Here is a 17,696-nt window from a genome sequence, read left to right on the forward strand (position 1 = left end):
CCGCCCTGTCATCTCACGTCCGAGGAGACCTCGAGTGCTGCGCGTCGCTGTGCCGAACAAGGGTGTGCTGAGCGAGCCGGCGGCGGAGATGCTCGCCGAGAGCGGATACCGCCAGCGACGCAGCACCAAGGACCTCGCGGTCTTCGACCCCGACAACGACACCGAGTTCTTCTACCTGCGGCCACGCGACATCGCGGTGTACGTGGCGGCCGGCACGCTGGACGTCGGCATCACCGGCCGGGACATGCTGCTGGAGACCGCACCCGGGGACGGGGAGGGGCCGGCCGCCGTCGAGGTCATGCCGCTGGGATTCGGCCGTTCCTCGTTCCGGTTCGCCACCCCGGTCGGGTCCGAGATCGAGCGGGTCGACCAGCTGGCCGGCAAGCGGATCGCCACCGCGTACCCGGTCCTGCTCCAGCGCTTCCTCGACGACGCGGGGATCAGCGCCGGCGTGGTGAAGCTGGACGGCGCGGTGGAGACCGCCTGCCGGCTCGGGGTCGCCGATGCGGTCTGCGACGTGGTGGAGACCGGGACGACCCTGCGGGCCGCCGGGCTGCACATCATCGGTGCCCCGGTGCTCACCAGCGAGGCGGTCCTGGTGCGGAGGCAGGGCGCTGAGGAGATCCCCGCCGTCGCCCAGCTCCGGCGCCGGCTGAGGGGGGTCCTGGTGGCCCGGCAGTACGTGATGCTGGACTACGACTGCCCCAACGAGCTGCTGGAGAAGGCGACGGCGGTGACGCCGGGCATCGAGGGGCCGACGGTGAGCCCGCTGCAGACGCCGGGGTGGTCGGCGGTGCGCGCCATGGTGGCCAAGGCCGACACCAACCGCGTGATGGACGAGCTGTGGGAACTGGGCGCCCGGGCGATCCTGGTCACCAGCATCCACGCCTCCCGGATCTGAGCCCGGTACCTTCCGGGCAACTTTTCGCCGGCTCCGTTCGTCGGACCGTCATGCGACGTCTGCTGCCTCTGCTGCTTCTCACGTCGGCGGTCGTGATCGGTGGCTGTGCCTCGGCCGACCCCGCGCCCGACAGCGCCGACGGCGCGGTGGCGGGGTCCGGCGGCGCCGTCCCGGACGCCGGCAGCGGCTCGGGGATCTCCCAGGCGGAGAACGACCTGCGGATCGAGGTCGACCTCGGCGACGGCGTGGCCCCGCAGACCTGGACGCTCACCTGCGTGGGGTTCGTCGAGGGCACCCACCCCCGGGCGGAGGACGCCTGCGCGCACCTGGACGGCATGACGGAACCGTTCGCGCCGCTGCCCGAGGACCAGATGTGCAGCCAGCAGTACGGCGGCCCGCAGACCGCACACATCACGGGTCGGTGGCGCGGGGAACCGGTCGACCTCGAGCTGTCCCGGGTGGACGGCTGCCTCATCTCCCAGTGGGACTCGTTCGGCCCCGTCCTGCCGGTGCCCGTGGGCGTGGAACCGCTGGGCTGAGCCGCGGCGTCAGCGCTCGTGCGCCGTGCGGTCCACCAGGTCGATCGCCGTGGACAGCCCCAGGGCCATCGCCCGGCCGCTGGTCGAGCCGGTGGCCAGCAGCCGCTCGATCGCCGGCGCCAGCGGTCGCTCACCGACCAGGCCCCGCAGCACCGCGGCGTACTCGCCGCTCACCCGGCCGGCGGCCGCGTGCGCGAGCAGCGCCCGGGACAGCTCGGTGGTGCGGCCGGCCGCCAGGGAGCAGACGCCCGCGGCGAACCGCTCCGCGGCCGGGTGCCCGAGCAGCACCAGCCCCGCGATGGTGCCCGCCATGACGTCGTCCCCGGCCGGGGTGAGCCCGGGGCCGAGCCCGATGAGCCTGGTGGCGGTCCGCAGCGCCGCCTCCAGGTCGGCCCGGCGCACCGCTCCACGCAGCGCGGCCAGCGGGCCCCCGGGACCGGTCGGCAGGCCCGGCAGGGTGAAGGCGCTGTGCGGCATGCCCTCCCCGTAGAGCGTGTTCCGCAGCTGCCGGACGCCCTCGGGCAGCAGCGCCGGTCGTCCCCCGGGCAGCCGGGGGCGGGGATTCCACCAGGCGGCCGCACTGACGGCCAGTTCGCCGATGACGATCCGTCCGCCGCCCACCTCGGCCGGGGCACCGGGGGGCAGGCCCACCAGCGGGCGGCCGTTGCTGGGCCGGAAGAGGACGCAGCCCAGGGGCAGGCGGGCGGCGTCGCTGGTAAGCACACCGACGACGTCGCCGCCACGCTCGCCGGCGACCTGCACGTAGACCGCGGCCGGCCCGGTGAGCAGGACGCGCGCCGGGCGGACCGGCCCGCGCAGGAGGTGGGCGACGCCGGTGCTCGCCGCGGCCGGCACCGCGGACGCGCACTTCGCGGCGGGGGCGCTCCGGGCCGTGGCCCGCGCCGATTCGCGGGGGAGCGGGATCGTGGGAACGCCCGCGAGGGTGGCGCGGCCGCGCGGTGCGGTGGCCTCATCCGGACTGGACCGGACCTCGGTGTCGTCGATCGCGCGCATGGGTCGCCCTCCATCCGTCGGGACGAACGGACGCCGGCGGATCGACGCTCCGTCGCTCGATCCACCCTTCGCCGGGGACGGTGCGCGGCGTCCCGGAGGAGCGCCTACCATCCAGCGAGCGGGTGGATCGGGTCGAACCTAAGCGGCGCGTCGCACGCCCTCTTATGGCGGATCTCGCCAAGAATGGGGTGCGGCGTCCGGGGACACCTGACAGGATCCTGCGGTATGGCACCCTGGACGACGACGGAGAAGGGGATGCCTCGTGACGCGGAGTGACTCGGCACTCGGTGCCTCTACTCACAGTAATGGAACCGCACCGTTCCGTCGCAACTGGGCCGTGGACGAGTCGCCGCGCGCCGAGCCCCGTGACGACCGGACCAGCTGGCAGCAGCGCATGGGCCTGACCGTGGAGGAGGCCCTCGGGCTGTCCGTGCTGTCCGGCTGCACCGTGGCGGCCGGAGCGGCCGGGCTGGGCCGGACCATCCGGCACATGGTGGTCGACGATCCGGCCGAGCCGCTGGCGGCGGCCGGGCCCGGCGTCCTGGTCGTGTTCGGTGCGCGGCTCCCGCCGGCGGACCCGGCCAGCTACCGGGCACTGGTCGACCGGCTGGACTCCATGGGCACGGCGGCGCTGGCCTTCCGGCGCACCGACGGGCCGCCCGCCGTGCCCGGCGAGGTGCTGGCCGAGGCCGACCGGCGGGGCCTGCCCGTGCTCGCCCTCCCGCCGACCACCCGGCTCGACGACATCGTCTCCGGGGTGCTCGGCACCGTCGTCGCCAAGCAGGGTCAGGCGCTCGAGCTGTCCTCGCGCATGGACGACGAGTTCATCGGGGTCGCCCTCACCGGCGGTGGCCTGGCCGAGGTGACCCAGCGGCTGGCCGTGATGCTGGAGGGGACCGCCGTCCTGGGCCTGGGGCCCGATCGCGAGGTCGTCACCAGTGCCGGGCCCGCGGACGACGTCGCGGAGATCAGCGACTGGCTCTGGCTGCTGGACGCCGCCGCCGACGACGCCCTCGCCACCATGGCGCCCTCGCTCCGGCTCTCCGGGGTCCGTGCCGACCGCACCGTCGTGACGCCCGCCGACCTGGATGCCGACCTCTCTCCCGCGGACGGCATCCTGCTGGTTCCCGGCCACCACGAGCTGCCCGGCGGCGTGGGGGAGTACGCCGTGGCGCCGATCATGGCCGGTGACCAGCGGCACGGCTGGCTGGTGGCCGTGCACCGCACCGGTGCGATGCTCCTCGGTGCCGGCGGTGTGCTGGAGCGCGCCGCGGTGATCGCCGCGCTGTCGGTGATCCGGCTGCAGGCGGTGCACTCGGTCGAGCTGCGCTTCCAGGGCGACCTGGTGCGCCGGCTGGTCGGCGGGGCCGTCGGGCACACCGAGCGGACCCTGGCCTACACCCGCTCGTTCGGCTGGCGGCTGGACGGCCCGGTGGCGGTACTGGTGACCGCCACCGAGACGGTCGCCGACGCCGTGGTCGCCCCCACGAGGGCCCTGGACGTGCTGGACCGGCTGGCCGACGGCTGGCGCGCCGCGCTGGAGTCCGAGGTGGCCGGCGCCGCCGTCGCGGGGCTGGCCACCGAGATCGTGACGCTGCTGCCGCTGGACGGGCGCACACCGGAGGAGCTCTCCGCGCTGGTGGCGGCGGTCACCGCACGGGTCAACGGCCGGCTGCGCCGGGTGGGCCGCCTGCTCGGCACCGGCATCGGCCGCCCCGCCGGCTCGCTGCCCGGGCTCGCCGAGGCCCACCGTCAGGCGCAGCGCGCGCTGGGGGTCGGGCAGGAGATCCACGGCGGAACGGCGGTGACGCACTTCGACCAGCTGGGGGTGTTCCGGCTGCTGTCGCTCATCCCGGACAGCAGCGAGCTGCGCTCCTACGTCGACGAGGTGCTCGGCCCGCTGGCCGACGCGGTCGACGCCGACTCCGCCGACCTGCGGGAGACCTTGCGGGTGCTGCTGGAGACCAACCTCAACGTCGCCGAGTCCGCCCGCCGGCTGCACTTCCACTACAACACCATGCGTTACCGGATCGGCAAGCTGGAGCGGATCCTCGGGCCGTTCACCACCGATCCGACGCTCCGCCTGAACCTGCTGCTCGCCCTGCACGCCGCCCGCATGCGCGGGCTCGACCAGCCGGCGCGGCCGCCGCTGGACGCGGGCATGGCACTGGGGTCGGACGACGGGCTCGACGCGCTGCTCTGAGCACGGGCGTGACCGCTGCCGTCGACGCACTCGTCGCCCGGATGACCGAGCTGCTCGAGCCGCTCCAGCGTGCCGCCGACCCCGCCCGGCACTTCCTCGGCACCTACCTGCGCACGACCCGTGCGGTGGGAGCGGCTCTCGACGCCGGGCTGTTCGAGGATCCAGGGTGGGTGTCGGACTGGGACGTCGACTTCGCCGAGCTGTACCTCGACGCCCTGGAGGCGCACCGGCACGACCAGGCCGCGGTGCCCGGGCCGTGGCGGCTGGCGTTCGGGGCCGACCCCGCGCTCCCGCCCGAGGCGCACGTGCTCCTGGGCATGAACGCGCACATCAACCTGGACCTGCCGCAGTCGCTGCTGCGGGTCATCCCACCGCGGGACTTCGCCGACGCAGGTGTGCTCGCGCGCCGGCGTCGGGACCACGAGCGCATCGACGGCGTCCTGGCTGCCCGGGTGGCCGCGGAGGACGTGGCGCTGGAACGGGCCGGTGGTCGCCGGACCCGGGTGGACCGCGTGCTGGCACCGGTCAACCGGCGGGCGAGCCGGCTCCTCCTGCGGGAATCCCGGCGCAAGGTGTGGGCCAACACCTCCGCGCTGCACGCCGCCCGGGTGGAGAGCGCCGAGGCCTGCGCGCGCCGGCTCGCCGAGCTCGAGCGGGCGGCCACCGACCGGGTGCAGGACCTGCTGCGGCCGGGCCCGGTGCTCATCCGGCTGGCCGTCCACGGCTTCGGGGTCACGCTCGGGTCGGCACCCACCGGGCCGGGGTGACCGGGGACGCGCCGTTCCGGAGGCGGGGGCGTGCCGCCGGGGAGAGGGTGGAGCGGTGCGCTGCACCGGGCGGCGCGAAGGAGGGTTCCGCATGACCGAGCCAGCTCGTCCACTCGCCGGGAAGGTCGCCCTGGTGACCGGGGCGTCGTCGGGCATCGGTGAGGCCACCGCGGTCGCGCTCGCCGCGGCGGGTGCCGCCGTCGCCGTCGGTGCCCGGCGTACCGACCGGCTGGACGCGCTCGCCGGCCGGTTGCGCGACAGCGGGGCCACGGTGCTGCAGCTGGCCCTCGACGTCACCGACGAGCAGGCCTGCACCGACGCAGTCGCCCGCACCCGGCAGGAGCTGGGGGGCCTGGACGTCCTGGTGAACAACGCCGGGGTGATGTTGCTGGGCACGATCGCCGGCGCCGACCCCGAGGACTGGCGGCGGATGATCCAGACCAACGTCATGGGCGTCCTGTACATGACCTCCGCGGCGATCGACGGGATGCTCGAGCAGGGCTCGGGCGACATCGTGAACATGTCCAGCGTCGCCGGGCGCACCGCGCGCAAGGGTGCCGGGGTCTACAACGCCAGCAAGTGGGCGGTGAACGCCTTCAGCGAGTCGCTGCGCCAGGAGGTCACCGGTCGCGGAGTGCGGATCTCCCTCGTCGAACCGGGTGCGGTCACCACCGAGCTCACCTCGCACATCACCCAGCCCGAGGCGAAGACCGCCTCGGAGAAGATGCACGCGAGCATGCGGGCGCTGCGCGCCGACGACATCGCCCGGGCGGTCTGCTACGTCGTCAGCCAGCCCCCGCACGTCGCCGTCAACGAGGTACTGGTCCGCCCCACCGACCAGGAGCGGTGAGCCCGGTGAGGTGATGCAACGGCCACCCTTCAGGGTCCCGCGCCGAGCGTGCGAGGCGCGGGGCAAGAGTGGTCCTTCTTCAGTCGCGGAAGACCTCGATGTCGGCGCCCATCTCGACCAGCCGCTCGTAGAGCTGCTCGTAGCCGCGGGCGATGATGTCGACGTTGCGCAGCACCGACGTGCCCTTGGCCGCGAGCATGGCCAGCAGGATGCAGACGGCGGGGCGAAGGGCCGGCGGGCAGACGACCTCGGCGCTCGACCACCGGGTGGGGCCGGTGACCAGGACGCGGTGCGGGTCGAGCAACCGCACGTCGGCACCGAGCCGGGTGAGGTCGGAGAGGTGGATCGCCCGGTTGTCGTACACCCAGTCGTGGATGAGGGTCGACCCCTGCGCCTGGGCGGCGATCACCGCGAAGAACGGCAGGTTGTCGATGTTCAGGCCCGGGAACGGCATCGGGTGGACCTTGTCGATCGGCGCGTGCAGCTCCGACGGCCGGATGGTGACGTCGGCCAGCCTGGTGTGCCCGTTGGCGGCCAGGTACTCAGCCGACAGCTCGAAGCGAAGCCCCATCTCGGCCAGCACCGCCAGCTCCACCTGGAGGAACTCCACCGGCGCCCGCTCCACGGTCAGCTCGGAGCCGGTGACGATGCCGGCGGTGAGCAGGCTCATCGCCTCGACCGGGTCCTCGCTGATGGTGTAGTCGACGTCGGCCTCGAGCGCCGGGCGGCCGTGCACGACCAGCGTCGTCGTCCCCAGGCCCTCGATGCCGACACCGAGCAGCTGCAGGTACAGGCACAGGTCCTGGACCATGTAGTTGGAGCTGGCGTTGCGGATGGTCGTCGTGCCGTCGGTGCGGGCGGCCGCCAGGAGCGCGTTCTCGGTGACGGTGTCCCCGCGCTCGGTCAGCACGATCGTGCGGTCGGCGGCGGCCGGCCCGTCGACGGTCGCCCGGTACTCGCCGGCGTGCGCCTCCACGTCGAGACCGAAGGGGCGCAGCGCGATCATGTGCGGCTGCACCGTGCGGGTGCCCAGGTCGCAGCCGCCGGCGTAGGGCAGCGAGAAGGTGCGGGCCCGGTGCAGCAGGGGACCCAGGAACATGATGATGCTGCGGGTGCGCCGGGCGGCATCGGCGTCGACGCCGTCGAGGTCCAGCTCGTCGGGGACGACGAGGGTGACGTCGTGGCCGTGCTCGTCCCAGGTCGCCGCCACGCCGATCGACCGGAGCACGTCGAGGATCCGCTCGACCTCCACGATGCGCGACACGTTGCGCAGGGTGGTCCGGCCGCGGTTGAGCAGCGCCGCGCAGAGCAGCGCCACCGCGGCGTTCTTCGACGACTTCACCGCCACCCGTCCGCGCAGTGGCCGCCCCCCGGTGACGCGCAGGTGGGCCGGCCCGGCCGGGCCCAGGCTGATCAGCTCGCTGTCCAGTGCGGCCGACAGCCGGCCGAGGAACTCCAGGGTGAGGTTCTGGCTGCCCTGCTCGATCCGGGCGACGGCGCTCTGGCTGGTGCCCAGCCGCTCGGCGAGCTGTTGCTGGGTCAGCCCGCGGTGTCGCCGGGCATCCCGGACGAGAGCTCCGATCCGTCGCATGGCGTCATCGGTCGGCGCGTCGGTCAGCGTCACTGCTCCACGTTATCTCACATGTGAGATCGGTCCGGGTGACCGCACAGCGCCAGCACCCGGTCCAGCCGCCGATCGTCGGGGCCGGTCAGCGGCGCAGCAGCAGGGTGGGGTGCCGATCTCCACGGCTCCGCCGTCCGGACCCGAGCGGTCGCCGACCATGGGCGCGTCGGCCGGCTGCACCCCAGGGCCGCCAGCGTGCGGGTGAACATGCGCGGCCCGGGCTTCTGCACGCCCTGCTCGGAGGAGAGGGTGAGGACGTCCACCAGCCCGTCCAGGCCGGCGGCGGCGAAGGCCGGGCGGCCGGTCCGGTGCAGCGCGGTGGCGACCCAGTCCTCCTCGTCCGGCGTGACGGCGAGCGTGCCGCGCCAGTCGAACAGCACGCCGCGGACCGCCATGACGCCACATGCTGCCCGGTGTGGCCGTGCGCCGGGGCGCCGGCCCGGGGCACACTGCTCGCATGGAGGTACTGGTCACCGGCGGTACCGGCCGGCTGGGACGGGTGCTGGTACCGCAGCTGCGGGACGCCGGGCACCGGGTACGGCAGATGTCCCGCCGGGGCGCCGGACCCGGTGGGGTTCGCGGCGACCTCGCCACCGGCCGGGACCTGGGGCCGGCGCTGGCCGGTGCGGAGGTGATCGTCCACGCGGCGAGCGATCCGCGCGGGAATCCGTGGGAGGTCGACGTCGCCGGCGCCCGGCGGCTGGTGGAGGCCGTCGACCGCTCCCGGCTGCGCCACCTCGTGCACGTCTCGATCGTCGGGGTCGACCGCGTCCCACTGAGCTACTACCGGGCCAAGTACGCCTCCGAGCAGGTGCTGCTGGCATCCGGGCTCCCGCTCACCGTCGTGCGCATCACCCAGTTCCACGACTTCGTCGACGAGCTGCTGGACACCGCCCGGCGAGGGCGGTTGCTGCCGGTGCCCATGGGGTGGCGCGCGCGGCCGGTGGACGTCACGGACGCAGCCACGCACCTCACCGGGCTGATGGCCGCCCCGCCTGCCGGCGGAGTCGTGGAGTTCAGCGGCCCCGAGGAGCTCTCGGTGGCCGATCTGGCCAGGTCGTGGGCGGCCGTGCGCGCCCCGGCCGCTCACGTGCTCGCCACGCCCATGCCGGGCCGGCTGGGGTCGGCGGTGCGGGACGGCGGGGTCCTCCCGCACCGCGGCGAGCACGGCCGGCGCACCTGGGCGGAGTACCTGCGCGGTTGAGCAGCGCCGGGTCGGCGGCTGTCCGCGGGGTGGATGCCCGGGCGGGGGTGCCGACGGAGGGCGGCGATGGGGAGGCATCTGCAGGTGCTCCTGCGGATGGGCGACCGCGACCTCGTCGGCACGGGAGCGGCGCACAGTGGCCGACGTCCGGTGTCCGACGTGCTGCGCGTGGAGACCGACGGCTGCGCGGGGATCAGTCGCGTCGGCTCGTGGCGGCCCAGGGGTCCTCGGGGTCGATGTCGTCGCTCTCCCCGGCGCCGTCGTGCCGCCGGGTGGCCGTATCCAGCGCGGTGTCGCGCGCACGGGCCTGCTCGGCGCGGCGCGCCTGCTCCCGTGCCCGTTCGGCCCGCAGCGACGTCGAGTCGGGGGCCTCCTCGCCACGGCGGTCGATCCACCACAGCGCCCCCCCGGTGAGCGCGAGGGCGAGGGGGAGGGGATAGGCCGCGGCCCGTTCCGTGCCCCCCTCGCCCAGGTAACCGGTCACGCCGGCCAGGAAGAAGACCGTTGCCGCGATCGCGACCATGCCCAGCAGCACCACGGTCGTGCCCAGCGCCTCCGAGTGCGGTCGTACGGCGTAGGCGAGGGCCACCAGACCGAGCCCGCCCCCCACCAGGTAGAGGAAGGCGCCGATGGCGTGCACCGTGCCGTTGCCGTCGGTGGGGAAGACCCCGACCAGCAGCACCCCCAGGGCGGCGGCGCCGAGCAGCGCCGGCACCGCCCGGGCCGCGCCGCCGCGCAGCGCCGGGCGCAGCAGGAGGGCCCCACCGAGGATGAGAGCCGCCTGGACCACGAACGAGGCGTTCATCAGCTGCCGGGCGGCGGAGTCGGCCGCGCCCAGGGCACTGATCACGTCGCCCACCCGCGAGTACGGGGCGGTGTAGCGGGCCTCGGCCAGCGCCTCCACCACGAAGAACTGCAGGGTCAGCACCCAGGCCAGGGCACCCCAACGGAGACGTGTGGCAGTCACGGCACCCATGGTCCCAGGCCGTTCCTGGGAATCCGGGCCAGGACCGCGGCGAACCGGCCGGCCGTCAGCCACGACGGGTTGCTCCCGGCGGCCATGAGCCCGAGGCGGTAGCAGGGCCGGACGCACCGGATGACCAGCCCGTCGTGACCGGCGGACCAGTCGGGCGAGAGCTGCGCCGGCGGTGTGGACGTCTCGAGCACCCAGCACGCGACGTCGCCGGCGGTCAGCCGGGGCACGAGCTGCACCGCGGGCGGCCCGCTCCCGGAGCGCAGCCGCCGGGAGCGCGCCGCCCGGGGTGCACGGCGCTCAGTCGGTGGCCGAGTGCACGTCGGCGCCGGCCGGGTTCGCGTCGTCGGACCCCACGGCCTGGCGCTCGTGCTCCGTGCGGTGCTCGAGGGCCTCGTCGCTGAGGTGCGGGTCCTTGGCGTGCTCCTGCCGGTCGCGCGGCGCGGACTCCTGGGGCTCGATGACGTCGTCGAGGGTCGGGCGGTCGTGGGACTCGGTCATGGTGGCGTCCTCCGGTCGATCGGGATGCGGTCGCCACGGGCCATAGCCGCGCATGGCACGCCCTAACCGGGAGGACGATCACCTCGGCTCCAACCGGGCCGCCGGCAACCACGCCTCGACGAGCGCCGGTCCGTGCGGCCGGGGCAGGGTGTAGACGACCCGGCCCTGCCAGCCGTCGTCCCGCCGCCGCCACTCCACGAGCAGTCCCGGCCAGGTGCCGGGGGTCTCCGGTGGGTCGTGCACCCAGCAGTGCCGGCCGTCCTTGCCGTCGCCGGTGCCGGCGGGCGCCGCGCCCGCCACGGGTCCGTACCGCGGGGGCGCCTCGGAGAAGCCGGGAACGCGGTCTCCCGGGACGCCGGAGCTCGCCGCCCGGTCGCCCAGCGAGCGTCCCGACCTACCCCGATTCATCCCGCCGGCCACGCCCGAGTGTCGCACGACGGTCGAACACACGTTCGACGAGTCACCGCCGGCGGGTGATCGGCCGCTACCGCCACAGGAAGCCGCTACCGCCACAGGAAGCGCGGTAGTGACATCCCTCGCAAGACCCGGGGACGGCAGCGGTTCCGGCTGCGGCTCCGGGAAGAGCCCGAGGTACGACCTCACGGGCGGGTCGCTGGCCTACACCGGCACCGAGGTCGGCGCGAAGCTGGGCCTCGCCGGGCTGCTGACCGCGGCCGGCGCGACGGCGCTCGTCTTCGGGCGCCGACGGTCGGCGAGCACCGACTGACCGCCCTGCGGTGTCACCGGACCCCGCGCGCACGACCGGAGGCCGGTCCCCGCATGCGGGGCCGGCCTCCGGCGTCGTCGTACCGGGCCGATCAGCTCGCGGGACCGGCCATCCCGTCGGTCAGGGTGCGGGCGACCGACTGCAGGAGCGGGTGCCCCGGCAGGTCCTCCACCGGCACCGGCAGCGGCAGCGACCAGTTGGGTCGCTCACCCGCGCCGGGCATGTTCGGCCGGCGCTGCTCACCGAGGGCGTCGTCCAGCGTCGCCGAGAGCAGCAGCGACGGCGCTGCCGCCAGCAGCTCGTGGGCCCGCTGCACCGCCTGCTCGACGCTCGCGTCGTCGGAGAGCCCGGGCAGGTGCTCGAGCAGCGAGTTCCGCCCGCGCTCGAGCTCCTCGTCGGTGCCCGTGCCGAACTCGCGCTGCTCGTCGACGTCGGCCTCGGTCCACAGTCCGGCCACGGTCGGCAGGTCGTGGGTGGTGATCGCCGCCATGGCCTCGGCGGGCCACTCCGCCGGGTCGTCGTCCTCGAACCACAGCAGCCGGTAGGAGAGCATGCCGTGCTCGGCCATGGCCTCCCGGACTCCCTCCTCGACCGTGCCGAGGTCCTCGCCGACCACCAGCGCCTGTGCCCGGTGGCTCTCCAGGGCGACGATGTTCAGCAGGTCCTCGGCGGGATAGCGGACGTAGGCGCCGTCGGCGGCACTGCCGTCCGAGGGCACCCACCAGAGCCGGAACAGGCCCATGACGTGGTCGATCCGCAGGCCGCCCGCGCCGGCCATCGTGGCGCGGATCGACTGGATGAACGGCTCGTAGTCGGCGTCGCGCAACCGCCACGGGATCAGCGGCGGGGAGCCCCAGTCCTGGCCGGCCGAGTTGAACGCGTCCGGCGGTGCGCCGACGCTCACGCCGTCGGCCAGCACCTCCTGCCACGCCCAGGCGTCGGCACCGCCGCCGGCGAAACCGATCGGCAGGTCCTGGACGACGGTCATGCCGTCGGTGGCGGCGGTGAACTGCAGCTCCAGCGCCCACTGCAGCCAGGCGTGGAAGGCCACGACGGCGCCGTGCTGCTCGGCGTAGGCGGCGACGCCGGGGCCGCCGGGCCGGCGCAGCTCGGCCGGCCAGGTGTGCCAGTCGGCACCGTGCTCCTCGGTGATCGCCGCCCAGGTCGCCCAGTCCTGCAGCGTCCGACCCTGCTCCTCGCGCCACCGGGCGAACGCCTCCCCGCCGCCGTGGGCGAAGAAGATCCGCATGAGCACCTCGCGCTTGCGGGCCCAGATCGCGTCCCGGTCGATCAGCGGCCCTTCGGAGAGTGCGCGTCCGGCGTCCTCCTCCAGGTCGACGCCGTCGACACCGGGCACCTCGCCCACCCGCAGGTAGATCGGGTTCCGGAACCGGCGGGTGGCCGGCAGGTAGGGGCTCGCCTCCTGCTGCTGGATCGGCGCCACGGCGTGCAACGGGTTGATCAGCACGAACCCCGCGCCCTGCTCGGCGGCCATCCGCCGGATGGTCCGCAGATCGCCCAGATCGCCGATGCCCCAGCTGTCCCTGCCACGGGCGGCGTAGAGCTGCACCGCCCAACCCCACGCGCGGTCCTCGGGCAGCCAGCAACGGCCCGGGGAGACGATCAGTCGCCGGCGGTGGCCCTCCGGCGACTGCAGCCAGTGGTAGCCGAGCGGGAAGTCGGCGGGCAGCTCGCCGTCGATGTGCCGGACCTCGCCGTCCTCGCAGACGACGTCGGCCTCGTCCACCTCGAGCGCGTCGCCGGGGCGGGCGACGATGGGTGCCCGGTCGTCGAGGGCGGCCGGCGGCTCGCCGATGACCGCCCGCAGCGCGTCGATCGTCTCCTGGGCTACCTGGTGCTCCTCGTCCAGCGCGTCCAGCCAGCTCGCATCGATGCCCCAGTCGTCGGTGGTCGGCTTCGTCGTCACCCCGCGATCCTCGCCGGGGTGCGGTGCGCCCGCAGTTCGGGCCGGCGTGGCGCTGGTCTCGTCCGGTGGCCGCGGGTGCCGGCTTGCCCGCACCCGCCCGGTCCGACAGCGTGGACACCGGTGCCACGCCTTCCGGTGGTGCGCTCCTCGACCGGGAAGGACGCGGTGTGCCGTCGTTGCAGCTCGACCTCCCGCTCCGCATGGACCTCGACTCCAAGAGGTCCCTGGCCAGGCAGCTCGGATCCGTCTACGCCGAGGTGATGGACGTCCCGCCCGACTTCATCACGGTCTCGATCCACGACCTCGGGCCCGGCGGTGTCTGGCGGTGCGGTGCGGCGGATCCCGAGCCGGCGGGACTGGTCATGTGCGACATCCGCGCCGGCCGGCCTGCTGCGACCCGCGAGATCCTTGCCCGCCGGATCGTCGACGTGTGCGTGCGCGCCTGCGGCCTGGAGGAGCGCCGCCTCAAGGTGGAGTTCACCCAGCACTCCGGCGACGAGATGTACCACCCGCACCTCGGAGGCTTCGCTCCGGACTGGGCGCCCGAGGCGGGGGAACGGACCGGCTGAGCGGACCGCTCCGAGGATGCGCGCCCCGAGGACGACGGCGTCCCCGGGGCGTGCGCGGTCAGGCCAGCACGTTCCGCAGGACCGGGGCGAGCGACGCCTTCTGCTCGAGGCCGATGCCGGGTACGTCGGGGAGCCGCACGTGGCCGTCCTCGATCGGGAAGCCGTCGGCGAAACCGCCGAAGGGCTCGAAGATGCCGGGGTAGGACTCGCAGCCGTGCAGGTGGAACGCCGAGGCGATGGACAGGTTGAACTGGTGCCCGCCGTGCGGCACGCAGCGGTCCGGGTTCCAGCCGGAGTCGAACAGCATCGCCACGATCCGGCGGAACTCGGTCAATCCGTAGCTGAGGGCCGGGTCCATCTGGAGGATGTCGCGGTCGGGTCGGAGCCCGCCGTAGCGGATGAGGTTGCGGGCCTCCTGGAACGACATCAGGTTCTCGCCCGTCGCCAGCGGACCCGGGTACCGCTCGGCCAGGGCGTGCAGGTCCTCGAAGTCCAGCGGGTCCCCGGCCTCCTCGTACCAGTGCAGGGGGTAGCCGCTGAGGGCATCGGCGTAGGCGAGCGCCTGGTCCAGGTCGAACCGCCCGTTGGCGTCCACCGCGAGGTCGCAGCCCTCGGGCAGCACGTCGAGGACGCCCTCGATGCGCCGCAGGTCCTCCTCCAGAGGGGCGCCACCGATCTTCATCTTGACCGTGCGGTAGCCCATGTCCACGTAGGAGAGCATCTCCGCCTGCAGGGCCTCGATCCCGCGGCCCGGGTAGTAGTAGCCGCCTGCGGCGTAGACCCAGACCTTCTCGGCGGGGGTCGCCGGGGTGCGCGGGTCACGGGCCCGCTCGCTGAGCAGCCGGTTGAGCGGGAGGCCGGCCAGCTTGGCGGCGAGGTCCCAGGACGCCATGTCCAGCACACCCATCGCGACCCCCCGGTCACCGTGGCCGCCGGGCTTCTCGTTCGTCATGGCCGCGCGCCAGATGAGCTCCGGGTCCAGGTCCCCGTGCTCGCCGATCAGGCTCGCGGGCGCAGCCTCCAGGACCCGCGGGATGATCCGGTCCCGCAGCAGGCCACCCTGCGCGTACCGCCCGTTGGAGTTGAAGCCGTACCCGACCACCGGTTCGCCGTCGCGGATCTCGTCGGTGACGAGCGCCAGGACGCTGACGGTCATCTTCGAGAAGTTGATGAACGCGTTGGACATGTCCGCCTCGATGGGGACGGTCTTCTCGCGGATGTCGACGATGCGCACGTGCTCCGACCTCTCTGACGACGGGGCCGTCCGGGGGGATCGTCGGGCTCCGGGCCCCGGTACCCGGCCCGGACGGTGGTGCCTGGACGGTGGTGCCTGGACGGCGAGCTCACGATGAGGCCTGGCGGAGCGCCGGGGACGGATTCGGTCATTTCGTAACCCGAACTCGACGGTAGGGAGGCTCCGGCCGTGTGCCTACGGGCACACTGGCCGCGTGCGCAGGCCCGACGTCCCGCTGCGGCGCTCCAGGCAGACCAGCCTGGCCCGCCAGTTGCTCATCCTGCAGGGCCTGGTGGTCGCCGTCATCGTCCTCACGGCGACGGCCGTCGCCTACGTCAACGCGCAACGGACGGCGCAGCACGACGCCGAGGTGCAGGTGACGGCGATCGTGGCCGCACTGGCCAACTCGCCCCTGGTGATCGACGAGGTGACCGGTCCGCGGCCGACCGAGGTGCTGCAGCCCTACGTGGAGTCGGTGCGCAGGGACACCGGCACGTCGTTCATCACCGTGTTCGCCCCGGACCGGACGCGCTACACCCATCCCGATCCGTCGCAGATCGGCCGGTCGTTCATCGGCACGATCGAGCCGGCGCTGGCCGGCCGGACCTTCACCGAGACGTACGCCGGCACCCTGGGGCCGTCGGTGCGGGCCACGGGACCGATCATCGATCAGGACGGCGACATCGTGGGGCTGGTCTCGGCCGGGATCACGCTGGACGCGATCGGGGCGGACCTCGCCCGGGCGCTGCCCGGCATCCTCGGCACCGGGCTGGTCACCCTCGCCGTGGGCGGCACGGGCAGCTGGCTGATCAGTCGGCGGCTCCGGCGGCAGACGCGCGGTCTCGGGGCCCCCGCCCTGGCCCGGATGCTCGACTACTACCAGGCCGTCCTGCACGCGGTGCGCGAAGGGCTGCTGGTCGTCGACGGGGACCGGCGGGTGCAGCTGGTCAACGACGAGGCGCGTCGCCTGCTGTCCCTCGACGCCGACCCGAGCGGGCGGCACGTCAGCGAGCTGCGCCTGTCCGAGGACCTCACGGAGACGCTGTGCCAGCAGCAGCAGACGGTCGACGAGGTGCACGTGAGCGGGGGCCGGGTGCTCGTGGTCAACCAGGTGCCGGCCCGCGCGTCGGGGGACTCGGCCGGCGCCGTGGTGACCCTTCGCGACCACACCGAGCTGCAGGCGCTCACCGGCGAGCTGGACAGCGTGCGCGCCTTCGCCGAATCGCTGCGGGCGCAGGCCCACGAGGCGGGCAATCGGCTGCACACCACGGTGTCCCTGATCGAACTGGGCCGGGAGCAGGACGCCGTGGAGTTCGCCACCGCCGAACTCGCGTCGGCCCAGCGGCTGACCGACCGGGTGGTCGACGCCGTCGAGGAGCCGGTGCTCGCCGCGCTGCTGCTGGGCAAGTCCGCGACGGCGCACGAGCGGGGGGTGTGGCTCGAGATCGACCCGGGCACCGCCGTGGCGGCGACCGGTATCCCCAGCGGCGAGCTGGTCACCATCGTCGGCAACCTGCTCGACAACGCCATCGACGCCGCGCTCGCCGGCGGGCCTCCGCGCGAGGTGCAGTTCGCCGCCTGGGTCGACTCCGACCGCCTCGAGATCCGCGTGGAGGACAGCGGCCCGGGCCTCACCGAGCAGCAGGTGCCGCGGGTGTTCGAGCGGGGGTGGACCACCAAGGACACCGGCGACATGCCTGCCGGGGGGCCCGGACGGGGACTCGGCCTCGCACTCGTCGCCCAGGCGGTCCGCCGCAACGGAGGTTCGGTGACCGTGCGGCCGGGGCCCGGAGCGCAGTTCGCCGTCTCGTTGCCCGTCCGCACACCCGTGGAGAGCACACCGTGATCCGGGTCCTGGTGGTGGAGGACGAGCCGGTCGCCGCCGAGGCGCACCGCACCTACGTCGACCGCACGGCGGGGTTCGGCACCGCCGCGGTCGCCGGTACCGGAGCGCTCGCCCTCGACGCGCTGGCCCGCATGCCGGTGGACCTGGTGCTGCTGGACATGAACCTGCCCGACACGCACGGCGTCGAGCTCTGCCGACGGATCCGGGCCGCCCGCCTGGACGTCGACGTGCTCGCCGTGACCTCGGCACGGGAGCTCTCCACCGTTCGCGCCGCCGCGGCGCACGGAGTCGTCGGCTACCTGCTCAAGCCGTTCACCTACGCGGCGCTGCGCGATCGGCTGCAGGCCTACGCCGACTACCGCGACCGGCTGCCCGCGGACGGCGACGCGGCGGGCCAGGAGGACGTCGACCGGGCACTGGAGGGCCCTCGACCCCAGCGGCAGGCGTCGCTCCCGAAGGGGATGCATCCCCAGACCCTCGATGCCGTGGTGGCCGTGCTCCGCGCCGGCGGCGGGCTGTCCGCCGCCGAGACGGCCGCTGAGACCGGTACGTCCCGGATCACGGCCCGCCGGTATCTCGAGTACCTCGCGGAGACCGGCCTGGCCACCCGCACCCCCCGCTACGGTGGCGCGGGCCGGCCGGAGACGGAGTACCGCTGGCGGTGAGCCGAGCTCGCCGGGGGGCGGCGGCCGCTGCCCTGGCCCCTGCGGCCGTGGACCGGTGCGGGGCGGTCCGGCGCGGGAACGTGTGGACCTGGCGGGCCGCCCCGTGTACAGAATGGACGAAATGTCGCCCAGGTCACACGGGTCGTGCAGAG

At 74.3% G+C, this 17,696-nt stretch carries 19 protein-coding genes; 10 read left to right on the plus strand and 9 right to left on the minus strand.

Going from position 1 to position 17,696, the window contains the following annotated elements:
* The first annotated feature begins 34 nt into the window (after nt 1-34).
* Together hisG and QOZ86_RS15885 are read left to right on the plus strand one after the other, a co-directional pair.
* Nucleotides 35-901: an ATP phosphoribosyltransferase gene (gene hisG / locus QOZ86_RS15880; protein ID WP_284492954.1), complete on the plus strand. Its 867-nt coding sequence runs from the start codon at nt 35-37 to the stop codon at nt 899-901.
* A 50-nt stretch (nt 902-951) separates the two neighbouring features.
* Nucleotides 952-1,440 carry an SSI family serine proteinase inhibitor gene (locus QOZ86_RS15885; protein ID WP_284492955.1) on the plus strand — a complete coding sequence of 163 codons (489 nt, stop codon included), beginning with the start codon at nt 952-954 and terminating at the stop codon, nt 1,438-1,440.
* A 9-nt stretch (nt 1,441-1,449) separates the two neighbouring features.
* Here the strand turns inward: QOZ86_RS15885 and QOZ86_RS15890 are convergent, their stop codons facing one another.
* Entirely contained in the window at nt 1,450-2,454 is a 1,005-nt protein-coding gene (locus QOZ86_RS15890; protein WP_284492956.1) for an oxamate carbamoyltransferase subunit AllH family protein, read from the minus strand.
* A 337-nt stretch (nt 2,455-2,791) separates the two neighbouring features.
* Here QOZ86_RS15890 and QOZ86_RS15895 point away from each other — a divergent pair, with 337 nt between their 5' ends.
* From QOZ86_RS15895 to QOZ86_RS15905, 3 genes are all read left to right on the plus strand, one after another.
* On the plus strand, nt 2,792-4,657 hold the full coding sequence (locus QOZ86_RS15895; protein ID WP_284492957.1) for a PucR family transcriptional regulator: 1,866 nt from the start codon (nt 2,792-2,794) through the stop codon (nt 4,655-4,657).
* A gap of 8 nt (nt 4,658-4,665) precedes the next feature.
* The gene (locus QOZ86_RS15900; protein ID WP_284492958.1) at nt 4,666-5,424 is read left to right on the plus strand and encodes a DUF5995 family protein; all 759 of its coding nucleotides are present in this window, start codon (nt 4,666-4,668) and stop codon (nt 5,422-5,424) included.
* Nucleotides 5,425-5,515: 91 nt separating this feature from the next.
* Nucleotides 5,516-6,274 carry an SDR family NAD(P)-dependent oxidoreductase gene (locus QOZ86_RS15905; protein ID WP_284492959.1) on the plus strand — a complete coding sequence of 253 codons (759 nt, stop codon included), beginning with the start codon at nt 5,516-5,518 and terminating at the stop codon, nt 6,272-6,274.
* 79 nt (nt 6,275-6,353) lie between these two features.
* Here QOZ86_RS15905 and QOZ86_RS15910 read toward each other — a convergent pair whose 3' ends face one another.
* Nucleotides 6,354-7,898, minus strand: a complete 1,545-nt coding sequence (locus QOZ86_RS15910) for a helix-turn-helix domain-containing protein (protein WP_284492960.1) — start codon at nt 7,896-7,898, stop codon at nt 6,354-6,356.
* A 14-nt stretch (nt 7,899-7,912) separates the two neighbouring features.
* Nucleotides 7,913-8,293, minus strand: coding sequence for an HAD family hydrolase (locus tag QOZ86_RS15915; protein WP_284492961.1), 381 nt, complete (start codon nt 8,291-8,293; stop codon nt 7,913-7,915).
* Between the two features lie 62 nt (nt 8,294-8,355).
* On the opposite strand from QOZ86_RS15915, the gene QOZ86_RS15920 reads away from it, so the two are divergent.
* A complete protein-coding gene (locus tag QOZ86_RS15920; protein WP_284492962.1) occupies nt 8,356-9,102 on the plus strand; it encodes an SDR family oxidoreductase in 747 nt (248 codons plus the stop codon).
* A 193-nt stretch (nt 9,103-9,295) separates the two neighbouring features.
* Here QOZ86_RS15920 and QOZ86_RS15925 read toward each other — a convergent pair whose 3' ends face one another.
* From QOZ86_RS15925 to QOZ86_RS15940, 4 genes are all read right to left on the minus strand, one after another.
* Nucleotides 9,296-10,078, minus strand: coding sequence for a DUF998 domain-containing protein (locus QOZ86_RS15925; protein ID WP_284492963.1), 783 nt, complete (start codon nt 10,076-10,078; stop codon nt 9,296-9,298).
* A complete protein-coding gene (locus QOZ86_RS15930) occupies nt 10,066-10,305 on the minus strand; it encodes a hypothetical protein (RefSeq protein WP_284492964.1) in 240 nt (79 codons plus the stop codon). The genes QOZ86_RS15925 and QOZ86_RS15930 overlap by 13 nt, the downstream gene beginning before the upstream one ends.
* A 70-nt stretch (nt 10,306-10,375) precedes the next feature.
* Complete coding sequence (locus tag QOZ86_RS15935; protein WP_284492965.1) at nt 10,376-10,576, minus strand: hypothetical protein; 201 nt, start codon at nt 10,574-10,576, stop codon at nt 10,376-10,378.
* Between the two features lie 78 nt (nt 10,577-10,654).
* Nucleotides 10,655-10,984: a hypothetical protein gene (locus tag QOZ86_RS15940; RefSeq protein WP_284492966.1), complete on the minus strand. Its 330-nt coding sequence runs from the start codon at nt 10,982-10,984 to the stop codon at nt 10,655-10,657.
* A 118-nt stretch (nt 10,985-11,102) separates the two neighbouring features.
* Between QOZ86_RS15940 and QOZ86_RS15945 the strand changes: the two genes are divergently transcribed.
* A complete protein-coding gene (locus QOZ86_RS15945) occupies nt 11,103-11,303 on the plus strand; it encodes an LPXTG cell wall anchor domain-containing protein (RefSeq protein ID WP_284492967.1) in 201 nt (66 codons plus the stop codon).
* A gap of 91 nt (nt 11,304-11,394) precedes the next feature.
* On the opposite strand, the gene malQ is transcribed toward QOZ86_RS15945, so the two are convergent.
* Nucleotides 11,395-13,230, minus strand: a complete 1,836-nt coding sequence (malQ, locus tag QOZ86_RS15950) for a 4-alpha-glucanotransferase (RefSeq protein WP_284492968.1) — start codon at nt 13,228-13,230, stop codon at nt 11,395-11,397.
* Between the two features lie 167 nt (nt 13,231-13,397).
* Between malQ and QOZ86_RS15955 the strand changes: the two genes are divergently transcribed.
* A complete protein-coding gene (locus QOZ86_RS15955) occupies nt 13,398-13,799 on the plus strand; it encodes a tautomerase family protein (RefSeq protein WP_284492969.1) in 402 nt (133 codons plus the stop codon).
* A gap of 58 nt (nt 13,800-13,857) precedes the next feature.
* Here the strand turns inward: QOZ86_RS15955 and QOZ86_RS15960 are convergent, their stop codons facing one another.
* Nucleotides 13,858-15,033: a mandelate racemase/muconate lactonizing enzyme family protein gene (locus QOZ86_RS15960; protein WP_284492970.1), complete on the minus strand. Its 1,176-nt coding sequence runs from the start codon at nt 15,031-15,033 to the stop codon at nt 13,858-13,860.
* Between the two features lie 214 nt (nt 15,034-15,247).
* Here QOZ86_RS15960 and QOZ86_RS15965 point away from each other — a divergent pair, with 214 nt between their 5' ends.
* Entirely contained in the window at nt 15,248-16,879 is a 1,632-nt protein-coding gene (locus QOZ86_RS15965; RefSeq protein ID WP_284492971.1) for an ATP-binding protein, read from the plus strand.
* Nucleotides 16,876-17,544, plus strand: a complete 669-nt coding sequence (locus tag QOZ86_RS15970; RefSeq protein ID WP_284492972.1) for a response regulator — start codon at nt 16,876-16,878, stop codon at nt 17,542-17,544. Before QOZ86_RS15965 ends, QOZ86_RS15970 begins: the two co-directional genes overlap by 4 nt.
* The last annotated feature ends 152 nt before the right edge of the window (nt 17,545-17,696 follow it).

The organism is Blastococcus capsensis (assembly GCF_030165005.1).
Taxonomy (GTDB): domain Bacteria; phylum Actinomycetota; class Actinomycetes; order Mycobacteriales; family Geodermatophilaceae; genus Blastococcus; species Blastococcus capsensis.

Excerpts from the sequence above, each read along its gene's own strand:
- QOZ86_RS15885 (WP_284492955.1), top strand. The coding sequence starts at position 952 with ATGCGACGTCTGCTGCCTCTGCTGCTTCTCACGTCGGCGGTCGTGATC.
- QOZ86_RS15890 (WP_284492956.1), bottom strand. The coding sequence starts at position 2,454 with ATGCGCGCGATCGACGACACCGAGGTCCGGTCCAGTCCGGATGAGGCC.
- QOZ86_RS15905 (WP_284492959.1), top strand. The coding sequence starts at position 5,516 with ATGACCGAGCCAGCTCGTCCACTCGCCGGGAAGGTCGCCCTGGTGACC.
- QOZ86_RS15915 (WP_284492961.1), bottom strand. The coding sequence starts at position 8,293 with ATGGCGGTCCGCGGCGTGCTGTTCGACTGGCGCGGCACGCTCGCCGTC.
- QOZ86_RS15920 (WP_284492962.1), top strand. The coding sequence starts at position 8,356 with ATGGAGGTACTGGTCACCGGCGGTACCGGCCGGCTGGGACGGGTGCTG.
- QOZ86_RS15925 (WP_284492963.1), bottom strand. The coding sequence starts at position 10,078 with ATGGGTGCCGTGACTGCCACACGTCTCCGTTGGGGTGCCCTGGCCTGG.
- QOZ86_RS15935 (WP_284492965.1), bottom strand. The coding sequence starts at position 10,576 with ATGACCGAGTCCCACGACCGCCCGACCCTCGACGACGTCATCGAGCCC.
- QOZ86_RS15940 (WP_284492966.1), bottom strand. The coding sequence starts at position 10,984 with ATGAATCGGGGTAGGTCGGGACGCTCGCTGGGCGACCGGGCGGCGAGC.